At 65.9% G+C, this 21,877-nt stretch carries 17 protein-coding genes; 6 read left to right on the forward strand and 11 right to left on the reverse strand.

Going from position 1 to position 21,877, the window contains the following annotated elements:
• Positions 1-43 precede the first annotated feature (43 nt).
• From JEY66_RS39460 to ugpB, 10 genes are all read right to left on the reverse strand, one after another.
• Positions 44-763 (reverse strand): GntR family transcriptional regulator, encoded by a 720-nt coding sequence (locus JEY66_RS39460; RefSeq protein WP_018269568.1) that lies wholly within the window; start codon positions 761-763, stop codon positions 44-46.
• A 13-nt stretch (positions 764-776) separates the two neighbouring features.
• Positions 777-1,169, reverse strand: coding sequence for an oxalurate catabolism protein HpxZ (gene hpxZ / locus JEY66_RS39465; RefSeq protein ID WP_016845830.1), 393 nt, complete (start codon positions 1,167-1,169; stop codon positions 777-779).
• 1 nt (position 1,170) lies between these two features.
• The gene (locus JEY66_RS39470) at positions 1,171-2,547 is read right to left on the reverse strand and encodes an AtzE family amidohydrolase (RefSeq protein ID WP_018269567.1); all 1,377 of its coding nucleotides are present in this window, start codon (positions 2,545-2,547) and stop codon (positions 1,171-1,173) included.
• A gap of 28 nt (positions 2,548-2,575) precedes the next feature.
• Positions 2,576-2,755 (reverse strand): DUF4089 domain-containing protein, encoded by a 180-nt coding sequence (locus JEY66_RS39475; protein WP_018269566.1) that lies wholly within the window; start codon positions 2,753-2,755, stop codon positions 2,576-2,578.
• Positions 2,756-2,848: 93 nt separating this feature from the next.
• Entirely contained in the window at positions 2,849-4,564 is a 1,716-nt protein-coding gene (locus JEY66_RS39480; RefSeq protein ID WP_016841549.1) for a dipeptide ABC transporter ATP-binding protein, read from the reverse strand.
• Between the two features lie 97 nt (positions 4,565-4,661).
• On the reverse strand, positions 4,662-5,561 hold the full coding sequence (locus tag JEY66_RS39485; protein ID WP_026192152.1) for an ABC transporter permease: 900 nt from the start codon (positions 5,559-5,561) through the stop codon (positions 4,662-4,664).
• A 2-nt stretch (positions 5,562-5,563) separates the two neighbouring features.
• Positions 5,564-6,577 (reverse strand): ABC transporter permease, encoded by a 1,014-nt coding sequence (locus tag JEY66_RS39490; protein ID WP_016841547.1) that lies wholly within the window; start codon positions 6,575-6,577, stop codon positions 5,564-5,566.
• Between the two features lie 306 nt (positions 6,578-6,883).
• Positions 6,884-8,506 carry an ABC transporter substrate-binding protein gene (locus JEY66_RS39495; RefSeq protein WP_026192151.1) on the reverse strand — a complete coding sequence of 541 codons (1,623 nt, stop codon included), beginning with the start codon at positions 8,504-8,506 and terminating at the stop codon, positions 6,884-6,886.
• A gap of 247 nt (positions 8,507-8,753) precedes the next feature.
• Positions 8,754-9,701, reverse strand: a complete 948-nt coding sequence (locus JEY66_RS39500) for an aminoglycoside phosphotransferase family protein (protein WP_016841545.1) — start codon at positions 9,699-9,701, stop codon at positions 8,754-8,756.
• A 226-nt stretch (positions 9,702-9,927) separates the two neighbouring features.
• Positions 9,928-11,247, reverse strand: coding sequence for a sn-glycerol-3-phosphate ABC transporter substrate-binding protein UgpB (ugpB, locus tag JEY66_RS39505; RefSeq protein WP_026192150.1), 1,320 nt, complete (start codon positions 11,245-11,247; stop codon positions 9,928-9,930).
• A 228-nt stretch (positions 11,248-11,475) separates the two neighbouring features.
• Between ugpB and JEY66_RS39510 the strand changes: the two genes are divergently transcribed.
• The 6 genes from JEY66_RS39510 to JEY66_RS39535 all read left to right on the forward strand — a co-directional run bounded on the left by JEY66_RS39510 (position 11,476) and on the right by JEY66_RS39535 (position 21,090).
• On the forward strand, positions 11,476-12,432 hold the full coding sequence (locus JEY66_RS39510; RefSeq protein WP_050994294.1) for a TRAP transporter substrate-binding protein: 957 nt from the start codon (positions 11,476-11,478) through the stop codon (positions 12,430-12,432).
• Positions 12,433-12,466: 34 nt separating this feature from the next.
• Positions 12,467-14,533, forward strand: coding sequence for a sensor histidine kinase (locus JEY66_RS39515; protein ID WP_016847580.1), 2,067 nt, complete (start codon positions 12,467-12,469; stop codon positions 14,531-14,533).
• Complete coding sequence (locus JEY66_RS39520) at positions 14,503-16,251, forward strand: ATP-binding response regulator (protein WP_016847581.1); 1,749 nt, start codon at positions 14,503-14,505, stop codon at positions 16,249-16,251. The genes JEY66_RS39515 and JEY66_RS39520 overlap by 31 nt, the downstream gene beginning before the upstream one ends.
• The gene (locus tag JEY66_RS39525; RefSeq protein WP_016847582.1) at positions 16,248-16,985 is read left to right on the forward strand and encodes a response regulator; all 738 of its coding nucleotides are present in this window, start codon (positions 16,248-16,250) and stop codon (positions 16,983-16,985) included. The genes JEY66_RS39520 and JEY66_RS39525 overlap by 4 nt, the downstream gene beginning before the upstream one ends.
• A 200-nt stretch (positions 16,986-17,185) precedes the next feature.
• Entirely contained in the window at positions 17,186-20,224 is a 3,039-nt protein-coding gene (gene polA, locus JEY66_RS39530; protein WP_018269562.1) for a DNA polymerase I, read from the forward strand.
• 230 nt (positions 20,225-20,454) lie between these two features.
• The gene (locus JEY66_RS39535) at positions 20,455-21,090 is read left to right on the forward strand and encodes a LysE family translocator (RefSeq protein WP_026192149.1); all 636 of its coding nucleotides are present in this window, start codon (positions 20,455-20,457) and stop codon (positions 21,088-21,090) included.
• A gap of 116 nt (positions 21,091-21,206) precedes the next feature.
• Here JEY66_RS39535 and JEY66_RS39540 read toward each other — a convergent pair whose 3' ends face one another.
• Positions 21,207-21,833, reverse strand: coding sequence for a glutathione S-transferase family protein (locus tag JEY66_RS39540; protein WP_016841252.1), 627 nt, complete (start codon positions 21,831-21,833; stop codon positions 21,207-21,209).
• Positions 21,834-21,877 lie beyond the last annotated feature (44 nt).

Here is a 21,877-nt window from a genome sequence, read left to right on the forward strand (position 1 = left end):
TGCACTACCTCGCCCCGCTCTCGCGGGGAGAGGTAAGAAGAAGCTACACCGACACCGCGTAGGTCTCGTATTCCCCGCGCACCTGCTCGATATGGGCGCGCATCGCCGCGGCGGCGCCTGTCTTGTCGCCGCGCATGATGGCGACGACGACGCGGTCGTGCTCGGCGTGGGATTTTGCCAAACGCCCGAGGTTGCGGAACTGGGCGCGGCGGAACGGCTGCACGCGCACCCGCGTCGCCAGCGTGATCTCGGCGATATAGGCGTTTTGCGAGCCGGCATAGATCGCGTTGTGGAAGCGCTCATTGACCTCGTGGAAGCGCTCGGGATTGCCGGTATAGCTCAACACCCGCAATTCCTCGTGGATCGCTTCCAGCGCGTGGCGCTCCGCCGGCGTCATCCGCTCGGCGGCGAGGCCGGCGCAGATCGCCTCCAGCTCGGCCATCGCCTCGAACATGCCGGTGAGCCGTTCAAGCGAGGGCCGCGCCACCACGGCGCCGCGATGCGCGCGGGCATCGATCAGGCCGCTGGCAGCAAGCTGCCGCAGCGCCTCGCGCACCGGGGTGCGCGAGACGTTGAATCGCCGCGCAAGGTCGGTCTCGTCGAGCCCGGCGCCCGGCGGCAGCGTGCCGCGCACGATCTCGTCGGCAAGCTGCAGCCGCAGCTCTTCGGCACGGGTGATCTTGTCGACCAGCGATGACGGACGGTCGATGCGGCGCACCGTCATCTCGGATTCTGCACCCTGCGGCAGATCGTCCAGGCTCATCCTCGAGCGCCCTTCAAGCACCTTTGGGTTCATCGATGACGCTGACATGGGCCGCGACGATTCTCCAGCCCTCGGGGAAACGAATCCACGTCTGCATCTGCCGCCCCACCCTACCCGGTGCGCTGTCCCGGTAGAACAGCGTCGAGGCGATCGCGGTGTCGCGGCCATAGGTCGTGATCACGGTCCGCTCGATCTTGCGCATCAGCCCGACCGGCGAGCGTCCTGCGCGAAACGCCATGATCTCGGCATAGCCATAGAGATTCTCGCCGATGCCGTAACGCAGCGTACGGCGGTCGTCGCGGAACAGCTCGTCGAGCACGGCAACATCGTTCGAGACCAGCGCCTTCTCATATCGCTGGAACTGCGCGGTGACCTCGGCGACGACGTCGGGAAGATCGATATCCATGTTAGATCCCTCTCGGCGCTGGCGCGGCCACAACGCCCATCTGTTCGAGCGCGTAGGCGACCCGCAGCGCGACGTCCTCGCGCCAGGGCGCCGCGATGATCTGCACGCCGATCGGCATCGGTTCAAGCGGCACCGGCACGGCGACCACCGGCAGGCCGATGAAGGAGATCGGCTGGGTGTGGATGCCGATATTGGCGCGCACCGGAAGCTCGACGCCGTCGAGCGTGAAATTGGCCTGGCCGATCTTCGGCGCGGTGCACGGCGTCGCCGGCGCCAGGATCACGTCGACCGACTGGAACAGCTCCAGCACCCTGGCGCGATACCAGCGGCGGAATTTCTGCGCCTTGTCGACATAGACCGCCGGGATCATCGCGCCCGCAATGAGACGGTCGCGCACGGCCGGATCGAAATCGTTGGGACGCTTGCGCAGGTGATCGAGATGCAGCGCGGCACCCTCGGTCGTGGTGATGATGTAGGCCGCGGCACGGGCGCGCGCCGCTTCGGGAAGCTCCACGGTCCGCGTGGCACCGAGCGCCTTCGCGACACGCGCGACCGCCTCTGCCGCCTCCGGAAACAGATTCTGCTGGAAATAGCCGCCGGCGATCGCGACCCGCAGCCCGCCAATATCATTGGCAAGCAACGGCAAGGTCGGCTCGAGGGACTGCACAATGCAGGCCGGATCATCGGCGTCAGGTCCCTGCATGGCATCATAGGCAAGCGCGAGATCCTTCACGCTGCGCGCCAGCGGGCCGAGATGATCGAGGCTGGCGACGAACGGATAGGACCGCGCGCGCGACAGCCTGCCGTAGGTCGGCTTCAGGCCGAACGTGCCGCAGAACGACGACGGCACGCGGATCGAGCCGTTGGTATCGGAGCCGAGCGCGATCGGCACCAGCGCGCCGCCGACGGCGCTGCCGGAGCCCCCGGAAGAGCCGCCGGTCATCCGCGCCGGATCATGCGGATTGCGCGACGGGCCGTCATGCACGTTCTCGCCGGTGAAGTCGTAGGCGTATTCGCCCATGTTGAGCGCGCCGACCAGCACTGCACCGGCCGCCTCCATCCGCTCGATCAGCGTCGCGTCGCGCGGCGACGGCGGCAGGTCGCGGTTGATCTTCGAGCCGGCGCGGGTCGGAAGACCCTGCACATCGAACAGGTTCTTCACCGCGAACGGAACGCCGGCCAGCGGGCCGACCGGTTGACCTGCGGCGATCGCGGCATCGATCGCGCTGGCCCTGGCGCGCGCGCGATCGACGGTGACGTCGGTGAAGGCGTTGAGGACCTTGTCATGCGCCGCGATCCGCGCCAGCGCAGCCTCGGTCGCGGCAAGAGCCGTGATCTTGCGGCTCGATACGGCCTGCGCGATCTCGGCGGCCGACATGGAAGCAGAAGTTTCGGACATCGCGATCTCAGGTCGAATAGACGGCAGCCGACACGACGTCGTCCGGCAGCGGGAAGTCATCGACCAGCCGCGCCAGCCGCAGCGAGACGTCGAGATTGGCGCGCACCGCGGGACGCCAGGCGTCCTCCAGCGGCAACGCCATCGCGCGGGCGACGGCGTTCATATAGTCGTCGAGATGATCGGTCATTTCGCTCCCAATAACGATTTTGCGCATGATCTCCGCGCAAACGCTTCGCGTTTGTCGCAGGGAAAACCGGTTCCTACTTTTCCGGATCATGCGTCAAGACACCGGCAGCGGCGGATGCGGGATCGCCGTCAGCAGTTCCCTTGTATAGGCATCCTGCGGATTGCCCAAGACGTGTTCGGATGTGCCCTGCTCCACGATGCGGCCGGCGCGCATCACGATGACGCGATCACACAGCAGGCGCACGACGTTGAGGTCGTGCGACACGAACAAATAGCTCATGCCCATCGACTGCTTGAGGTCCTGCAGCAGATTGAGCACCACCGCCTGCACCGAGACATCAAGCGCCGCGGTCGGCTCGTCGAGGATCACGAGCTTCGGGTGCAGCGCGATGGCGCGCGCGATGCCGACGCGGGCCTTCTGGCCGCCGGACAGCTGGTGCGGGAAGCGGTCCAACAGATTGACCGGCAGACCGACCAGCCGCGCGAGCTCCTCGCAGCGGTCGCGGAGCGCATCACGCCCACTGATGTCGCCGAGCTGCATGATCGGGTCCGCGATCGCGCGCGCCGCGGTGAAGCGCGGGTTGAGGCTGTCGGTCGGATCCTGAAACACCATCTGGATCTGGCTGCGCCGCGGCAGCCGCGCGAAGGACTGCGGCGCGATGCCGCCGATGTCCTCGCCGTCGAACATGATGCGGCCGGAAGTCTGATCCAGCAGCCGCATCACCATCATCGACGTCGTCGACTTGCCGCATCCGGATTCGCCGACCAGCCCGACGCTCTCGCCATGGTCGACCTGGAAACTGATGCCGTCGACCGCGCGGAAGATCTCCTCCTCGACCGGCGGCTTGCGCCCGAACAGCTTTGCGAGCACCCCGCCCGCGCCCTGGCGCGGATATTCCTTGACGAGCTTTTCGACTGATAGGAGGGGCTGTGTTCGCTCGTCACCCCCGGGTTTGACGGAGGTTTGTCGCGGCGAGTTCGCCTCTTCCTCCGGCAACAGATCCCGCAGCGACACCCCGAGCCGCGGCGTCGCGCGCATCAGCTTCCTGGTGTAGGCGTGCTGGGGCGCGGCGAAGATGTCGGCCGAGACAGCGGTCTCGACCACACGGCCCTTCTCCATCACCACCACGCGGTCGCAATAGGCGGCGGCAAGGCCGAGGTCATGCGTGATCAGGATCGTCGACATCGCCCGGCGCCGGGTCAGCTCGACGATCAGGTCCATCACCGCCTTTTGGGTGGTGACGTCGAGCCCGGTGGTCGGCTCGTCGGCGATCAGAAGCTGCGGATTGCAGGCCAGCGCGAGCGCGATGACGACGCGCTGGCACATGCCGCCGGACAGCTCGAACGGATAGGCGTGGTAGCGCTCGCGTGCGCGCGCGATCTTGACCTGCTCCAGCGCCTCGATCGCCGTCTCGCCGCGATCGGTGACCTGCGCCTGCTGCACATGCTGGCGCAACACGTCCTCGATCTGGTGCCCGACCTTGCGGATCGGATTGAGCGCGGCGCGCGGGTTCTGGAAGATCATCGAGACTTCGCGGCCGCGCAGATCGCGCATCTGGCTCTCGGTCGCCGCCTTGACGTCGATGCCGGAAAACATCACCGAGCCCTCGGCGATCCGGCCGGCGCGGTCGAGGATCCGCATCACGGCATAGGACGTGACCGACTTGCCGGAGCCGGACTCGCCGACGATGCCGACGGTCTCGCCCTTGCCGACGGATATGTCGACGTGCTGCACCGCCTTGACGATGCCGCGGCGCGTGGTGAATTCGACGGTGAGGTCGCTGACGTCGAGCAGCGGCTGGGCGGTCATGCGCACCTCCGCTCACGGGGCGCGTCATCCAAAAATCCGCAAAACAACCCCATGCAAAGGAGCGAAGCGGTAGCACGACACCGGACCGGGACAGGCATCACGTCCTCCGCTGCGGGTCGACGATGTCGCGCAGGCCGTCGCCGAGCAGGTTGAAGCAGAACACCGCGATCATCAGCGCAAGGCCCGGGAACAGCGCGATCCACCATTCGCCAGACACCATGAAGCCGGCGCCCTCGGCGACCATGATGCCCCACTCGGCGGTCGGCGGCCGGACGCCGAGCCCTATGAAGGACAGGCCCGCGGCGTTGAGGATCGCATAGCCCATGGTCAGCGACATCTGCACGATCATGATCGGCATGATGTTCGGCAGGATGTGCCCGAGCAGGATGCGGTATTCGCCATTGCCCGAGAGCCGCGCCGCCTGCACGAAGCCGGCGTTGCGGCGGACATTTGCCTCGGCGCGCGCGACGCGGGCGTAGAGCGGGAAGTTCACGATCGCGGTCGCGATGATGATGTTCTGCACGGTGTTGCCGAGCGCCGCGACGATGCCCATCGCCAGCACGAACAGCGGAAACGCCATGATGGTGTCGGCGATGCGGCCGACGATGCGGTCGGTCCAGCCGCCGAAATAGCCGGCGGCGATGCCGGCCAGCCCGCCCATCAGGAACACCAGCACCACGGAGGCGACGGCGATGAAGGTGTCGAGCCGCGTCGCCACGATGACGCGGCTGAAGATGTCGCGGCCGAGCTGATCGGTGCCGAACCAGTGCGCGGCGGACGGCGGCTTCAATGCCGCCGCGGTGTCCGAGGCAAGCGGGTCGTAAGGCACCACATACGGCCCGAACAGCGCGGCAAACACGATCAGGACCAGCAGCGCGAAGGCAAAGCCGGTGACCTTGTTTTCGCTCAAGACGTAGCGGGTCTGCTCAAAAGCTGCGGCAAGCCCCGACGTGCGGACGGGGCCTGCGGGTTCGACGGTCGGAGCTACGGTACTCATGCTTAGCCCTCCAGCCTGACGCGGGGATCGATCACGCCGTAGAGGATGTCGATCATCAGATTGAGCAGCACGTACATGACCGCCATGGTCAGCACGAAGCCCTGCACCGGCGCGAAGTCGGATGCGATCAGCGCCTCGACCGCGTAGGAGCCGATGCCGGGCCAGGCGAACACCTTCTCCACCAGCACATTGGCCCCGAGCAGGAACGAGAACACCATGCTGAGCGTGGTGATGACCGGCAGCATTGCGTTGCGGAAGGCATAGGTGACGATCACCTTGCCGGGCGACAGGCCGCTGGCGCGCGCGGTGCGGACGAAGTCGGACGCCAGCACCGCCAGCATCGAGGCGCGCGTCATCCGCGCGATCGGCGCCAGCGAGAAGATCGCGAGCGTCACCGCCGGCAGGATCAATTGGCTGAGCGCGGAACGAAACGCTTCGAAGTCCCGCGCGATCAGCGTGTCGACGAGATAGAAGCCGGTGACCGTCGGCGGCGCGCTGTAGAACACGTCGAGCCGGCCGAGCGGCGCCGGTGACCAGCCGAGCCGGAAATAGAACAGATAGACCAGCACGAGCCCGGTGAAGAACACCGGCAGCGACACGCCGGCCGTGGTAGTGACGCGGCAGAGATGGTCGATCCAGGAGCCCGGCCGCGTCGCCGCCAGCACGCCGAGCGGGATCGCGATCACGATGGAGACGACAAGGCCGAGCAGCGTGAGTTCGGCCGACGCCGGCAGGCGGTTGCGCAGCTCGGCCGCCACCGGCTGGCCGGTGGTGAGCGATGTGCCGAGATCGCCGTGGGCGAGATCGCTGGTGTAGCGGACGAACTGCTCGATCAGCGGCTTGTCGAAGCCGAGCTTCTTCCTGATCTGATCGACCGCTTCTTTCGTCGCCGCGGGGCCGGCGAAATACGCTGCGGGATCGCCCGGCAGCGCGCGCGTCAAGAGGAACGTCACAATCACGACCCCGATCAGCGAAGGGATCGCGAACAGCAGCCGCTTGCCGATCAGGGTCAGCATGGCGCGATCTCAGCTCTATCGCAGGCCACAACGGGACTGCGAGGGCTCCCTCCCCCACAAGGCAGGGCAATCACATATGGGGCGCACGAGCTGATCGGCTGGCTTACTTCGCCTCTCCCGCTTGCGGGGGAGGCCGACGCGCTCGAAGAGCGCGGCGGGTGGGGGCTCTCTCCACGCAGGGATTCCCAATGTGGAATCACCCCCACCCCGCCCTCCCCCGCGAGCGGGAGAGGGAGCCTGAGAAGCGTGCTCGCCTCACTAACGAGGTCGACACACGCGAGTGCGTCGCGCGCGCTTGTCACCGCCTCACCCCTTCGTCATCGCGCGATAGTCGAGGCGGCGGTGGAACCAATATTGGTAGCCGGTCACGTTCTTCTGCATCGCGACGTTGACGAAGGGCTGATAGAGCGGGATGCGCGGGATGTCGGCGAAGGCGAGATCGACGAAGCCCTTGACGTCGGCATCATAGGCCGCGGTATCGCCATTCGCGGCAGCGACGCGCGCGCCGTCGATGAGCTTGTCCATCTCTGATGACTTGTAGCTCATCGTGTTGAAGATCGAATTGTTGCCGTGATAGCACCAGTAGAAGAAGTACTCGGGATAATCGAGCCAGCCCGAGAACACGTTGGTGAACAGCGGCATTTCCTTCTTGGTGAGCTCGGTGCGCCAGTTGGCGCCGGGCACCTTGTTGATCGTGGTCTTGATGCCGAGCTGCGCGAGGCTCTCCTGCACCAGCACGCAGAGCGGCTCGTTGACTCCAGCGAAATTCAGGTCGAACGAGATCGTGGTCTCGAAACCATTGGCGTAGCCGGCCTCCGCGAGCAGCGCCTTGGCCTTCTCCATGTCGGTGTAGTATTTGGTCGGCTGCGGCCAGGCGACCTCGGTCGGCTTGTCCTTTGCCGCGCCGAACATCGGGTTGGCGAGACCGAACAGCACCGCATCCATGATCTTCTGATACGGCATCGCGTAGGCCATCGCCTGCCGCACCTTGGGATTGTCGAACGGCGGCTTGGTCACGTTCATGCCGATATACTGGATGCCGTTGGAGAACGGCAGCGACACCACGTTGAGCTTGCCGTTCGCCTTCATCTCCTGGAAGTCCTTGAACGGCAGCTCATAGGAGATGTCGGCGTCGCCGCGCTCGAGCAGCGCTCGGCGGTTGCCGGCCTGCGGCACCATGCGCCAGATCACGCGCTTGATCTTCGGCAGCGGACCGCAGACCCAATCGTCGTTGCGTTCCATGACGACTTCGGTGCCGGCGGTCCACTTGGTCACCTTGTAGGCGCCGGAGCCCGCGGTCTGCTGCTTGGTGAATTCGAGACCCCAGGGATCCTTTTCGCTGGCGTTCTTCTTCACGAGTTCGGAATTGACGACGCAGGGCACGATGACAGCGAGATCGGGGATCGTCAGCTTGTCCTTCTTCAGGAAGTCGACGCGCACCGTGGTGTCGTCGACGATCACGAACTGCTCGGGCTTGGTCAGCGAGCCCGCGCTCATCTGGAAGGTCGGGAAGCCGCCGACAGAGACGGCGCGATCGAGCGACCATTTGACGTCCTTCGCAGTGACCGGCGTGCCGTCGTGGAATTTGGCGTTCTTGCGCAGCTTGAAGGTGACCGACATGTCGCCGATGTTGATGTCCTCGGCGAGCTCACCCTTGAACTTGTCGCGGTCGTAATAGGGCACGCCGCCCGGACCGCTCTTCATCTCGTGGCTGATCAGGCGGTCGTAGCAATTCCACGACACCTCGTAGCCCGGCACATTGGTGCCGACGCCGTGGATGTCGAGATTGTTGGGACCGCCTTCGGAAACGATCAGCAGCGTCTCGGAGCGCGCGTCGGCTTTGGCCGGCGACCAGATCGCGGGCGCGGTCGGCGCCAAGGCGCCCGCTGCCAGCCCGGACACCGATTTAAGAAAATCGCGACGCTTCATGTGATGCTCCAACGCCTTGGGAAACGGCCTTGGAACTCAGATCGCAAGGATTGTGCCAATCCTTAACGAAAGCTTATGTCCTGCTAATGCCTTGCCGAGGCGGGAGAAAACGCCGACCGGTATCCCGGTCGGGCAAAATCTCAGATCGTCAATTGCATACAAAGACAGGCTATATGCTCAAGATATGAGCAGGAAATGGCTCCTGCTTGCTTTGTGGCCGACAATGGATGTCGCGCGCTGAAGAGAGCTAGTCGGGCCAGATCAACTCCTGCAACTGCACGAAGTCATCAACCCGGTCCGGCCAGCCCGCGATGCAGATATGCCGAAGCGGATCGCTGGCCGAGTGCAGCATCATGAGCGCCATCAGCCGCCGCTTCAGCGTGAACGTCACGTCATTGCGCGAGATGCCGAAACCCTCGAACAGGCTGCGGACCCGGCGCGGATGCCCGGCGGCCATGAAGGCGCTGGGGCCGAGCAGGTCGTACTCGCCCCACCCCGTCCGGACGTCGCCGAAGTCGAACAGGCCGGCGACGTGCCAGCCGTCGGCCCGGCGTCCGAGCAGAAAGTTCTCCGGGATGTATTCGCCGGTCAGGATCACCGGCGGCGCGCTCATCGGAATCAACTCAGTGGCGTCGCGCAAGAGATCGTCGAGCGAGGTGAGGAATTTCGCCGGCAGGCCGAGCCGTTCGTGCCGCGCCCGGCACTGCGCGATCTGGGCGCGCATGAAGGCCTCCCAGCGCGGCTCGAGCGCGAGCAGGCTGCCGGGCGGCACGCGCTGCACCTCGGCAATCACGGCCCCGATCTCGGCGAGCACACGCTCCCGCTCGGCTTCCGGCAGCGATGGCCACACCTCCGAGCCGACGGTGCCGGCGAGGTGCGTGATGACGAGATAGGGCCAGCCGTCACGTTCGCCCTCCGCGATGAGGTCGGGAATCGGAATGCCAAGCCGTCCGCGCAACGCCGCGAGCGCGCCGCGCTCGGACACGAATTGCGGACGCAGAAACGGCGGGAAGAGCTTGAGGATCAGGCCGTCGTCCAGCGCGATCACGAGATTGGTGCCGGTCGAGAACACATGCGGCGCGACGCACGACAGCCCGTGGCCATCAGCAATATCACGCGCGACCGGCAGCCAGCGCGACGCGTCGCCGCGCCAGGCGCGGTAGGAGTCGTAGTTGGTCAGGGAAGGAAGATGCATTCGCGCGCGGCCTCTAACGCTGTCGTCCTGGCGAAAGCCAGGACCCATAACCACCGAATTTGATTGTAAGCGGGATCGCGGCCCTAGCCTCGCGCAACGATGAGCAGCCGGGGTAATGGGTCCTGGCTTTCGCCAGGACGACCCTGAGTGTGTGGCGCCGCTTGCGAGCGATACATTCACATCCTCTCAGGATGACGGAGAAGCAGTTGAGCAGTCTGGATGCCCCTCACCTATCCGGATTGGCGCGCTCGAACTGGCGCAGCAGGCGGTTGCCGCGCTCGACGGCATTGTCCATCGCGGCCTGCGCCGAACGCTTGCCTGAAAACACCTGCTCGAGCTCCTCCTCGATCACATCGCGGATCAGGACGAACGAGCCGAGGCGGATGCCCTTCGAATGGTCGGTCGGCGGCTTCAGCGTCACCTCCTCGATCGAGATCGAGGCGCCGGGATTGCGATCGTAGAAACCCTGCGCGCGGGTCAGATCGAATGCGGCGCGGGTGATCGGCAGATAGCCCGTGTTCTGGTGCCAGGCGGCCTGCACCTCCGGCCGCGACAGATAGGCGAAGAACTTCGCCACGCCGGCATACTCGGCGCGCGGCCGGTCGCGCAGCACCCACAGCGTCGCGCCGCCGATGATCGAGTTCTGCGGCGCGCCCTGCACGTCGGGTTCGTACGGCATCATGCCGTAGCCGACCTCGAATTTGGAATTGGCCCTGATGTCGGCGCGCGTGCCCGACGAACCGATGAAGATGCCGCATTCGCCCTTCTGGAAACGCGGCTCGGCCGCCTGCCCGCGGCCGCTGTAGTCGAAGGTCTTGTCGGCCTGCCACTGCGCGAGCTGCGCGATGTGGCGCACCACCAGCGGATTGTTGAAGATCAGCTGCGCGTCGAGCCCGGAAAACCCGTTGGCCTTGGTTGCGATCGGCAGATTGTGGAAGGCGGAGAAGTTCTCGACATTGATCCAGGACGGCCACGACGTGGTCACGCCGCACATCGCGCCCGCCGCGCGCAGCCGCTTGGCCACCACGCCGAGCTCCGGCCAGGTCCTCGGCGGCACACCCGGATCGAGCCCGGCGGACCGGAACATATCCTTGTTGTAGTAGAGGATCGGCGTCGAGGCATTGAAGGGGAACGACAGCATGTTGCCGTCGACATCGGCATAGTAGCCGGCCACCGCGGGCAGATAGGCCGACGGCGCGAATGCCTCGGATTGATCGCGCATCAGCTCGAACACCGGATAGATCGCGCCGCGGGCCGCCATCATGGTTGCGGTCGCGATCTCGTTGACCTGTACGATCGCCGGCTGGCTGCGCGAGCGGAAGGCGAAGATCGCCGCGGTGACGGTCTCGGTGTAGTTGCCCTTGTAGGCGGGCACGATCCGGTAGTCGGATTGCGAGGCGTTGAAATCGGCGGCAAGCTTCTCGAGCTGTTTGCCGAGCTCGCCCGACATCGCGTGCCACCACATGATCTCGGTGGCCGCCCGCGCCGGCGACACAAGCAGAAGAGCCGCGACGACGAGGTGCAAAAGCTTCAAGGCGAGCTTCAAAGCGAACTTCACGACGAGCCGTTCCCGGATGCCAACACGCCCTCATAAGGCGCCACAACCGCAGATTCAACCGACACCGCAGGTTGCACCGCGGATTTAACGTTTGGCCGATGGCGAACCAGCGCCATTCTGCTAAAAATGCGTTGAACCTTTTCTTCCCGCCCTGGACACAAATCACAAGGGGAATTGTAGCCTGTGTACCGCCGCGCCGGCCTTTCGCGGATAACGATGCTTGCCGTCGCGCTGTCATGGGCAGCGGTCCCGGCGAGCGCTTTTGCGCGCGAATTCCGCACCGCCGATACCCAGAATGAGGACTATCCGACCGTCCAGGCGCTGAATTACATGGATCGCCTGATCGCCGAACGCACCGCCGGCCGGCACCGCATCGTGGTCTTCCATTCCCGCCAGCTCGGTGAGGAAAGGGAGACGCTGGAGCAGACCCGGGCCGGCGCCATCGACCTGAACCGGACCAATGTCGCGCTGATCGGGACAATGGTGCCGTCGGTCAACGTGCTGGCAATGCCGTTCCTGTTTCGATCGCCCGAACACCTGCAGAACGTGCTGGATGGACCGATCGGCAGCGAGATCCTGAACAGTCTCGGGGCTCACGGCTTCGTCGGGCTGGCCTTCTACGATTCCGGCGCCCGCTCGATCTATAACAGCGTCCATCCGGTCCATTCGCTCGACGACGTCAAGGGACTGCGGCTGCGCGTGCAGCAATCCGAACGGATGTCGGACGTGATGCGCGCGCTCGGCGCCCAGCCGGTCCAGATGCCCTACGGCCAGGTACTGACCGGATTCGCCACCGGACTGATCGACGGCGCCGAGAACAACTGGGCGTCCTTCGTCACCACCGGTCACTACAAACACGCCCGCTACTACACGTTGACCCAACACACTTTCAGTCCGGACGTGCTGCTGATGTCGCAAAAGGCCTGGGCCAGCCTCTCGCCCGAGGAGCAGGCGATCTTCCGCGAGGCCGCGCAGCGCTCCAGCGTCTACATGCGCGAGAGGTGGCGGGAGCTCGAGGAGCGCTCGCGCAAGCAGGCGGAGCTGGCGGGCGTCGAGATCGTGACCGACATCGACCGCAAGCCGTTCGAAGCTGCAATGGCCGGCATCTACGCCAGGGCCGAGCGCGATCCCGCGACATCGGCGCTGATCGAACGCATCCGCAACATGGAGTAACCGGATCTTGGACGCAGCAAAGCAGGACGGGACGATGCGACGGCGGGCGGCCTTCGGGCCGCAGGGCCGTTTCCGCATCGTCCAGCTGCTGCGTGCGGTGCCGATCCGCTGGCGCATCCTTTCGATCGCCCTGCTCAACTCCGCGGTGGTGATCGTGCTGGCGGTGCTGATCTGGAACGGCTCGAAGGTGCTCGGCTCGGCCTGGGAGGATGTCCGCCAGGTGCGGGAATCCGACAAGATCCTGGCCAAGCTCGAAAGCGAGACCAGCCGCCTGCAGAACCTGATCCATCGCTACATCAACCAGCCGAGCCCGGACCTGTTCGCGGAAATCCTGCTGCTCCGCGAGGCCGTGCTCGGCACGCTGACCAACCGGGCCTCGACCGACCCGATGCTGTCCGGCTCGGTCGAGCAGCTGGAGCGCGTCACCAGCCGCTTCCTCGACGGCTTCGGCGAGCTGCGCACCGTGCAGACCAGAATCGCCAAGACCTATGACGAGCAGGTGCTGTCGCCGACCAAGGACATGGCCGGGCTCTATTCGATCATCGAGGGCGCGACCGGCCATCGCGACGCACTGATCTGGCCCGCGCTCGGCAAGTCGCGCGAAGCGTTCACCTCGCTGCTGGTCGCCGCCAACGCCTACTACCTCTCGCTAGCCTCATCGTCGGCCGAGGAAGCCCGCCGCAACATCGATACGATCGAGCGGACGATTCCCGTCATGACCGATCTGGCCGAGAACGATCTGCAGCGCATGGCGCTGGCGCGGCTCAAGGTCAAGACCGCCGAGCTGCGCGACGGGCTCGGCAAGCTCAGCGAGCAGCTCACCAACCGCACCGATCTGCTGCGCAACTCGATCGACGCCAGCCAGGCGGATGCGATCGGCGCGATCGACGATCTCTCGGTGAAGATGCGCCAGCGCGAGCAGAAGGCGCAGGAGACGTTCGACAAGACGCTGACCTCGATCTCGCGCCGGGTGCTGTCGATTGCCGTGATCTTCCTCGGCGTCATCATGTCGGCCGGCGTCATGATCGCGCTGTCGATCCGCCTGCCGCTGGCGCAGATCATGGCCGCGATGCGCACCATCACCTCGGGGGACCTCGACCGGCCGGTGCAGGGCACCTCGGCCAAGGACGAGGTCGGCGCCATGGCGCGTGCGGTCGAAGTGTTCCGCGAAAACGCGATCGCCAAGCGCAAGACCGAGGACGAGCTGCGCACCGCCAAGGAGGAGGCCGAAAGCGCGCTGCTCGAGCTCAATACCGCGCAGCAGAACCTGATCGATGCCGAGCGTCTCGCCGCGCTCGGCGGCCTCGTTGCCGGCGTCGCGCACGAGGTCAACAACCCGATCGGCATCAGCCTGACGGTGGCCTCGAGCTTTGCCCGCCGCAGCGAGATGTTCGAGAACGACCTGAAGACCGAGCCGCTGCGCCGCTCCAAGCTCGACGAGTTCGTGCGCGCCTCGCGTGACGCATCGCAGCAACTGGTCGCGAACCTGCAGCGCGCCGGCGAGCTGATCCAGTCGTTCAAGCAGGTCGCAGTCGATCGCTCGCATGCCGAGCGCCGGCAGTTTGCCTTGAGCGAATCCACCGACCAGATCGTGGCGAGCCTGCGGCCGGTGCTGAAGAAGGCCGCGATCGCGCTGTCGGTCGATGTGCCCGAGGGGCTCCTGATCGACGGCTATCCCGGCGCCTATGGGCAGATCTTAACCAATCTTTTCCTCAACGCCGTCAATCATGCCTTTGCCGATGGCCGCTCCGGCACCATCACCATCTCGGCGCGCGGGCGCGGCGCCGACGATGTGGAGATCATCTTCGCGGACGACGGGGCTGGCATGACGCCGGACGTGCAGCGGCAGGCGTTCGACCCGTTCTTTACGACGCGCCGCAACGAAGGTGGTACGGGCCTTGGCCTCCACATCGTCTATAACCTCGTCACCCAGCAGCTCGGTGGACGCATGATGCTGGAGTCAAGGGTAGGACAAGGCACCACTTTTCGCATTATCATGCCCAGGATCGCCAAGGGGGCTGCCAAGGGCGAGCCCACGATCGCTGACGCAGCAGCCGACGGAACCAGTCAATGGCCGAACAGGACGATGTCCTCCAACTGATCGACGATACCGAGAGCCCCCCGGAGGACTCGTCGGCCCGCAAATGGAAGATCGCCGTCATCGACGACGATCACGCCGTCCATGAAGGCACCCGCTTCGCGCTGAGCGACTACAACCTGAACGGTTCGACGCTGGAGATCCTCTCGGCCTACTCTGCGGCCGAAGGCCGCACGCTGATGCGGGACAACCCCGACATCGCAGCCGTGCTGCTCGACGTCATCATGGAGACCGACGTCGCCGGCCTCGAGCTCGTCGAGTTCATCCGCAACGAGATCAAGAACGAGACCGTGCGCATCATCCTGCGCACCGGCCAGCCCGGCCAGGCGCCGGAACGGCGCGTCATCGTGCAGTACGACATCAACGACTACAAGGCGAAGACCGAGCTCACCGCCGACAAGCTGTTCACGTCGCTGACCGCCGCGCTGCGCAGCTACCAGCAGCTCGAGCGCATGGTGCAGACACGGCGCGGGCTCGAGATCATCATCGACGCGGCCTCGACGCTGTACGACTTCAAGTCGATGCAGCGGCTCGCCGAAGGTGTGCTGACGCAACTCGCCTCGCTGCTCAATGTCGATTGCGCGGGGATCCTGGTGCTGCGCGACGACGGCAACGCGGCCGCGGCCGATTTCTCGGTGCTGGCCTGCTCGGGCTGCTACAGCCGCTTCATCGGCACCACCTCGTCGAAGGCGCTCGATCCGGACCTGCGGCACATGGTGGAGGAAGCGTTCCAGCGCCGCAAGAACGAGTTCGCCGACCACCGCAGCGTGCTCTATTCGCGCACCGGCAGCGGCCGCGAGGTCGTGGTGCTGCTGCAGGCCGAGCGCCAGCTCTCCGACACCGACCGTGCGCTGGTCGAGATCTTCTCGAGCCGGCTGTCGATCGCGTTCGACAACGTGATCCTCTACCAGCAGCTGCACGAGGCCAACACCCAGCTCGAGGACCGCGTCGCGCAGCGCACCCGCGCGCTGATGCAGGCCAACCGGCGGCTCTCGGCGCAATGGCTGCGGCTGCAGCGCGCCAACGGCTTCAAGAACGAGATCCTCGGCACCGTCGCCCACGACCTGAAGAACCCGCTCGGCGTGATCCTCGGCCGCACCGAGATGCTGACCGAACTGATCGGCGCCGGCTCGCCGAAGGAAAACGTCACCTCGCAGGTCGAGCACATCCGCGACGCCACCAAGCGGCTGACCTCGATGGTCGACCATCTGATCTCTGACGCGATGGCCGATGCCTTCGACATCACCATCCGCCGCGAGCCGGTCGACGTCGCGGCCCTGGTCAACGAGGTCACCGAGGCCAATTTGCCCTCGGCCGTCAACAAGCAGCAGAGCATCTCGGTTTCGGGGCCGCAGCAATTCGTCACGATGTGCGACGCCGACCGGATCCGCGAGGCGATCGACAACCTCGTCAGCAACGCCATCAAGTACTCGCCGATCGGCGGCAAGATCACGGTCACGGTCAGCCATGAGGGCGACGACACCGTGATCCGGATCGTCGACCAGGGTCCCGGCCTAAGCCCCGAGGATCTCGGCCGGCTGTTCGGCCGGTTCCAGCGGCTGTCGGCCAAGCCGACCGCGGGCGAGAGCTCGACCGGCCTCGGCCTCTCCATCGTCAAGCGCATCATCGACATGCATGGCGGCCATGTGACCGCGCAGAGCCCGGGCCCCGGACAGGGGTCGACCTTTACGGTTACACTGCCGGCGACAGAGACATCATGAGCCAGAACCCGCATATCTTCATCGTGGACGATGAGGCGCCGGCCCGCGAAATGGTCGGCGATTACCTCAAGATGCACGGCTTCGGCGTGACGCTGTGTGATGGCGGCAAGAGCCTGCGCAAGGAGATCGAGGGCTGCACGCCCGATCTCGTGGTGCTGGACCTCAACATGCCCGAGGAGGACGGACTGTCGATCATTCGCGACCTCAAGAGCAAGATCAACGTCCCCGTCATCATGCTGACAGCTACTGCCAGCCCGATCGACCGGGTCGTCGGGCTGGAGCTCGGCGCCGACGACTATGTGGCCAAGCCCTGCGAATTGCGCGAGCTGATGGCGCGCATCCGCTCGGTGCTGCGGCGGAGCGGGCCGGCGAAGACGGCGACGCCGGAACCGGCGAGTGCGAAGGCCGAAAAGGAGCAGCTGGTGCGGTTCGGCACCAAATGGCTCGATCTCGAGGCCCAGGCGCTGCGCGACGACGAGGGCAACGAGCATCCGCTGACGGCCTCCGAATTCGGCCTCCTGAAGGTGTTCGCGGCCAACCCGAAGCGGGTGCTGTCGCGCGAGCGGCTCCTGGAACTCGCCAATGCGCGCGACGCGGAAGCCTTCGACCGTGCCGTCGACCTGCGCATCATGCGCATCCGCCGCAAGATCGAATTCGACCCGACCAAGCCGTCGGTGATCCGCACCATCCGCGGCGGCGGCTACCTGTTCTCGCCGACCGGGGACAAGGCCTGATTGTCGTCCCGGCGAAAGCCGGGACCCATTACCCCGACTACCTGTGGTGAGACGACGATAGGGCCACAGCGAGCTCCAACAGCGAACGGCTGTGGTTATGGGTCCCGGCCTTCGCCGGGACGACGATTTGATTGTGTGGCACCGGCGGATTCAGCGACACAAAGGCTGTCAATCCGCGCAAAAATCCCTAAGTTTCGGCCATGCCGAAAACAGCCTCCAAAGCCCCCGCCAAGCCCGCATCGAAGACCGCCCCCAAGCCCGTTGCCGCCAAGGCCACGGCGAAGGGCGACCATGTCTTCCTGGTCGACGGCTCGTCCTACATCTTCCGCGCCTACCACGCGCTGCCGCCGCTGAACCGCAAATCCGACGGGCTGCAGGTCAACGCCGTGCTCGGCTTCTGCAACATGCTGTGGAAGCTGCTGCGCGACATGCCCGAGGACAACCGGCCGACGCATCTGGCGATCGTGTTCGACAAGTCGGAGATCACGTTCCGCAACAAGCTCTATCCCGACTACAAGGCGCACCGGCCGCCGGCGCCCGACGATTTGATCCCGCAATTCGCGCTGATCCGCGAGGCGGTGCGCGCCTTCGAACTGCCCTGCCTCGAGCAGGTCGGCTTCGAGGCCGACGATCTGATCGCGACCTATGCGCGGCTCGCCAGCGAGCGCGGCGCGACCACGACGATCGTGTCATCGGACAAGGATCTGATGCAGCTCGTCAACGACAAGGTCGTGATGTACGACACGATGAAGGATCGCCGCATCGGCCGCGACGAGGTGATCGAGAAGTTCGGCGTGCCGCCGGAGAAGGTGGTCGAGGTGCAGGCACTGGCCGGCGACTCCACCGACAACGTGCCCGGCGTGCCCGGCATCGGCATCAAGACCGCCGCGCAGCTGATCATCGAATATGGCGATCTCGATCAGCTGCTGTTCCGCGCCGGCGAGATCAAGCAGCCGAAGCGGCGCGAGGCGCTGCTCGAGAACGCCGAGAAGGCGCGGATCTCGCGCCAGCTCGTGCTGCTCGACGACAAGGTCGAGCTCGAAGTGCCGCTCGACGACCTCGCCGTGAACGAGCCCGACTCGCGCCGGCTGATCGCCTTCCTCAAGGCGATGGAGTTCACCACCCTCACCCGCCGCGTCGCCGACTACGCGCAGATCGACCCGGCCAATGTCGATGCCGATCCCGGCAACAAGAGCGGCGCGAGCGTGTTCTCGCCATTGCCGTCGTCGGATGTGACGCCGGCGCCCGGAGACGCGCCGACATCGGCCGCGGCACCGCTGCCGAAAGCCAAGCCGACCGGCGCGCGTGACGACAAGAATTCGAGCCTGAAGGGCACCCCGGCGACGCTGGCCGAGGCCCGCGGCGAGGCGATCCGGAAGACCGGCTTCGAGCGCAAGGCGTATCGGGCGATCGGCAGCCTCGAGCAGCTCAACGCCTTCATCGCCCGCGTGCCCGACACCGGCTACGTCGCGATCGAGGCGATGTCGGAATCGATCGACCCGATGCAGGGCGAGCTCTCGGGCCTTGCGCTGGCGCTGGCGCCGAACGATGCGTGTTACGTCCCGCTCAGCCACCGGCAGGCCGGCGGCGGCGCGGGCCTGTTCGACGCCGGCCTCGCGCCCGGCCAGATCAAGACGGCCGAGGCGCTGGCGGCGCTCAAGCCGCTGCTGGAGTCCGTCGGCATCCAGAAGGTCGGCTTCGACGTCAAGTTCACCTCGGTGATGCTGGCGCAGCACGGAATCACGCTGCGCAACATCGACGATGCGCAGCTGATGAGCTACGCGCTCGATGCGGGCCGCGGCTCGCATGCGCTGGAGGCGCTCGCCGAGCGCTGGTTCGGCCACGCCGTCGTCAATTACGGCGGCCTCGTCGGCAGCGGCAAGGGCAAGCTGACCTTCGATCAGGTCACGATCGACAAGGCCAGCGAATATGCGGCCGAAAGCGCCGACGTGATCCTGCGGCTGTGGCGGGTGCTGAAGCCGCGTCTCGTCGCCGAGCGGATGGCGACGGTGTACGAGACGCTGGAGCGGCCGCTGGTCTCGGTGCTGGCGCGGATGGAGCGGCGCGGCATCTCGATCGACCGCCAGGTGCTGTCGCGGCTGTCGGGCGATTTCGCCCAGACCGCGGCGCGCGTCGAGGCCGAGATCCAGGAGATCGCCGGCGAGCCGGTCAATGTCGGCAGCCCGAAGCAGATCGGCGACATCATCTTCGGCAAGATGGGATTGCCCGGCGGCAGCAAGACCAAGACCGGCGCGTGGTCGACCACCGCGCAGGTGCTCGACGAGCTCGCCGAGCAGGGCCACGAATTCCCGAAGAAGATCCTGGAGTGGCGCCAGGTCTCGAAGCTGAAGTCGACCTATACCGACGCGCTGCCGACCTACGTCAATCCGCAGACCCATCGCGTCCACACCACCTACGCGCTGGCCGCGACCACCACGGGCCGGCTGTCGTCGAACGAGCCGAACCTGCAGAACATCCCGGTTCGTACCGAGGACGGCCGCAAGATCCGCCGCGCCTTCATCGCAACGCCCGGCCACAAGCTGGTGTCGGCCGACTACTCGCAGATCGAGTTGCGGCTGCTCGCCGAGATCGCCGACGTGCCGGTGCTGCGCCAGGCATTCCGCGACGGGCTCGACATTCACGCCATGACCGCCTCCGAAATGTTCGGCGTGCCGATCAAGGACATGCCGAGCGAGGTGCGCCGCCGCGCCAAGGCGATCAATTTCGGCATCATCTACGGCATCTCGGCGTTCGGCCTCGCCAACCAGCTCGGCATCGCCCGCGAGGAGGCCTCGGCCTACATCAAGAAATACTTCGAGCGCTTCCCGGGCATCCGCGCCTATATGGACGAGACCAAGGATTTCTGCCGCCGCAACGGCTATGTGACGACGCTGTTCGGGCGCAAGTGCTACTACCCCGACATCAAGGCCTCCAACGCCTCGGTGCGCGCCTTCAACGAACGCGCCGCGATCAATGCGCGCCTGCAGGGCACCGCGGCCGACATCATCCGCCGCGCCATGATCCGCGTCGAGGACGCGCTGACCGAGAAAAAGCTCTCGGCGCAGATGCTTTTGCAGGTGCATGACGAACTGATCTTCGAGGTGCCGGACGACGAGGTCGCGGCGACGCTGCCGGTGGTGCAGAAGGTGATGCAGGACGCGCCGTTCCCAGCGGTGATCCTGTCGCTGCCGCTGCAGGTCGACGCCCGCGCCGCGAACAACTGGGACGAGGCGCATTAGCGGCTCCTTCGCCTCTCCCGCTTGCGGGGGAGGCCGACGCGCGAAGCGCGGCGGGTGGGGGCTCTCTCCGCTGAAAGACTCTGCGCGGAGGCACCCCCACCCCGCCCTCCCCCGCAAGCGGGAGAGGGAGCCCTTGCACCGCCGCCACCACATTGCTCCGAGAGCAATTCCGAGATGGCCGCGCCGCGGATGACACGCTAGAAGTGCGCGCATTCCTCGCGAGACCCGTCATGCCCCACACATCCGCTTTGCTCGGCTTTGCGCTCATCTGCCTCGGCATGGTGCTGACGCCGGGGCCGAACATGATCTATCTGATCTCGCGCTCGATCACGCAGGGGCCCGCGGCCGGCATCGTCTCGCTCGGCGGCGTGGCGCTCGGCTTCGTGTTCTACATGCTGTGCGCGGCGTTCGGCATCACCGCATTGCTGTTTGCGATTCCCTACGCCTATGACGCGCTGCGCTTTGCCGGCGCGGGCTATCTGCTCTGGCTGGCGTGGCAGGCATTGAAGCCCGGCGGCCGCTCGCCGTTCCAGGTCAAGGCGCTGAAGGTCGACGGCCCGCGCAAATTGTTCGCGATGGGCTTCGTCACCAATCTGCTCAACCCGAAGATCGCGATGCTTTATCTGGCGCTGCTGCCGCAGTTCATCGATCCCGCCGGCGGCAGCGTGCTGACGCAGTCGCTCGCGCTCGGCTCGATCCAGATCGTGATCAGCGTCAGCGTCAACGCGATGATCGCCCTGGCCGCCGGTTCGATCGCGGTGTTCCTCGGCACCCGCCCGAGCTGGCTGCTGGTGCAGCGCTGGCTGATGGGCACGGTGCTGGCGGGACTGGCGATGAAGATGGCGCTCGAGGCGCGAAGGGCCTAGCCGACTCGTCATGCACGGGTTTGACCCGCGCATCCATCGCCTGCGCATGCAGGCGTCAAGACTCGCTTGCGAAGAGGATGGATTGCCGGGTCAAGCCCGGCAATGACGACCTCTCCTCAATCCAGCTTCGCCTCCATGCCCCGCTTCGTCGCCGGGCGGGCCATCAGCGTCTCGTACCAGCGCTTGACGTTGGGGAAGTCGGCCAGCTCGACCTTGTGGCGCGGATGGCGCCAGGCCCAGCCGAGGATGGCGAAATCGGCGACCGAGAGATCGCCGGCAACGAATTCGCGCCCATCAAGCCGGCGATCCAGCACGCCGTAGAGTCGCCGCGTCTCCGCCATGTAGCGTTTCAGGCCGTAGGCGCGGTCCTGCTCGTTCTCCAGCGCGATGAAATGGTGCACCTGGCCCGGCATCGGGCCGAAGCCGCCCATCTGCCACATCAGCCACTCATAGACCGGAATCCGTTCCGCCAGCGGCTTCGGCAGGAACTTGCCGGTCTTCTCGCCGAGATAGAGCAGGATCGCGCCGGATTCGAAAATGCTGACCGGCTTGCCGCCCGGCCCATCCGGATCGACGATCGCCGGGATCTTGTTGTTCGGGCTGATCGCAAGGAAGGCGGGCGCCATCTGTTCGCCCTTGCCGATGTTCACCGGGATCACCTTGTAGGGCAGGCCCATTTCCTCCAGCGCCACGGAGATCTTGCGGCCGTTGGGGGTGTTCCAGGTGTGCAGCTCGATGGTCATTTCCGCTTCCCGTGCAAGTGTTTGGGCAAGTGTTTGGCCGAGTG

Source organism: Bradyrhizobium elkanii USDA 76 (assembly GCF_023278185.1).
GTDB classification, from domain to species: Bacteria; Pseudomonadota; Alphaproteobacteria; order Rhizobiales; family Xanthobacteraceae; genus Bradyrhizobium; species Bradyrhizobium elkanii.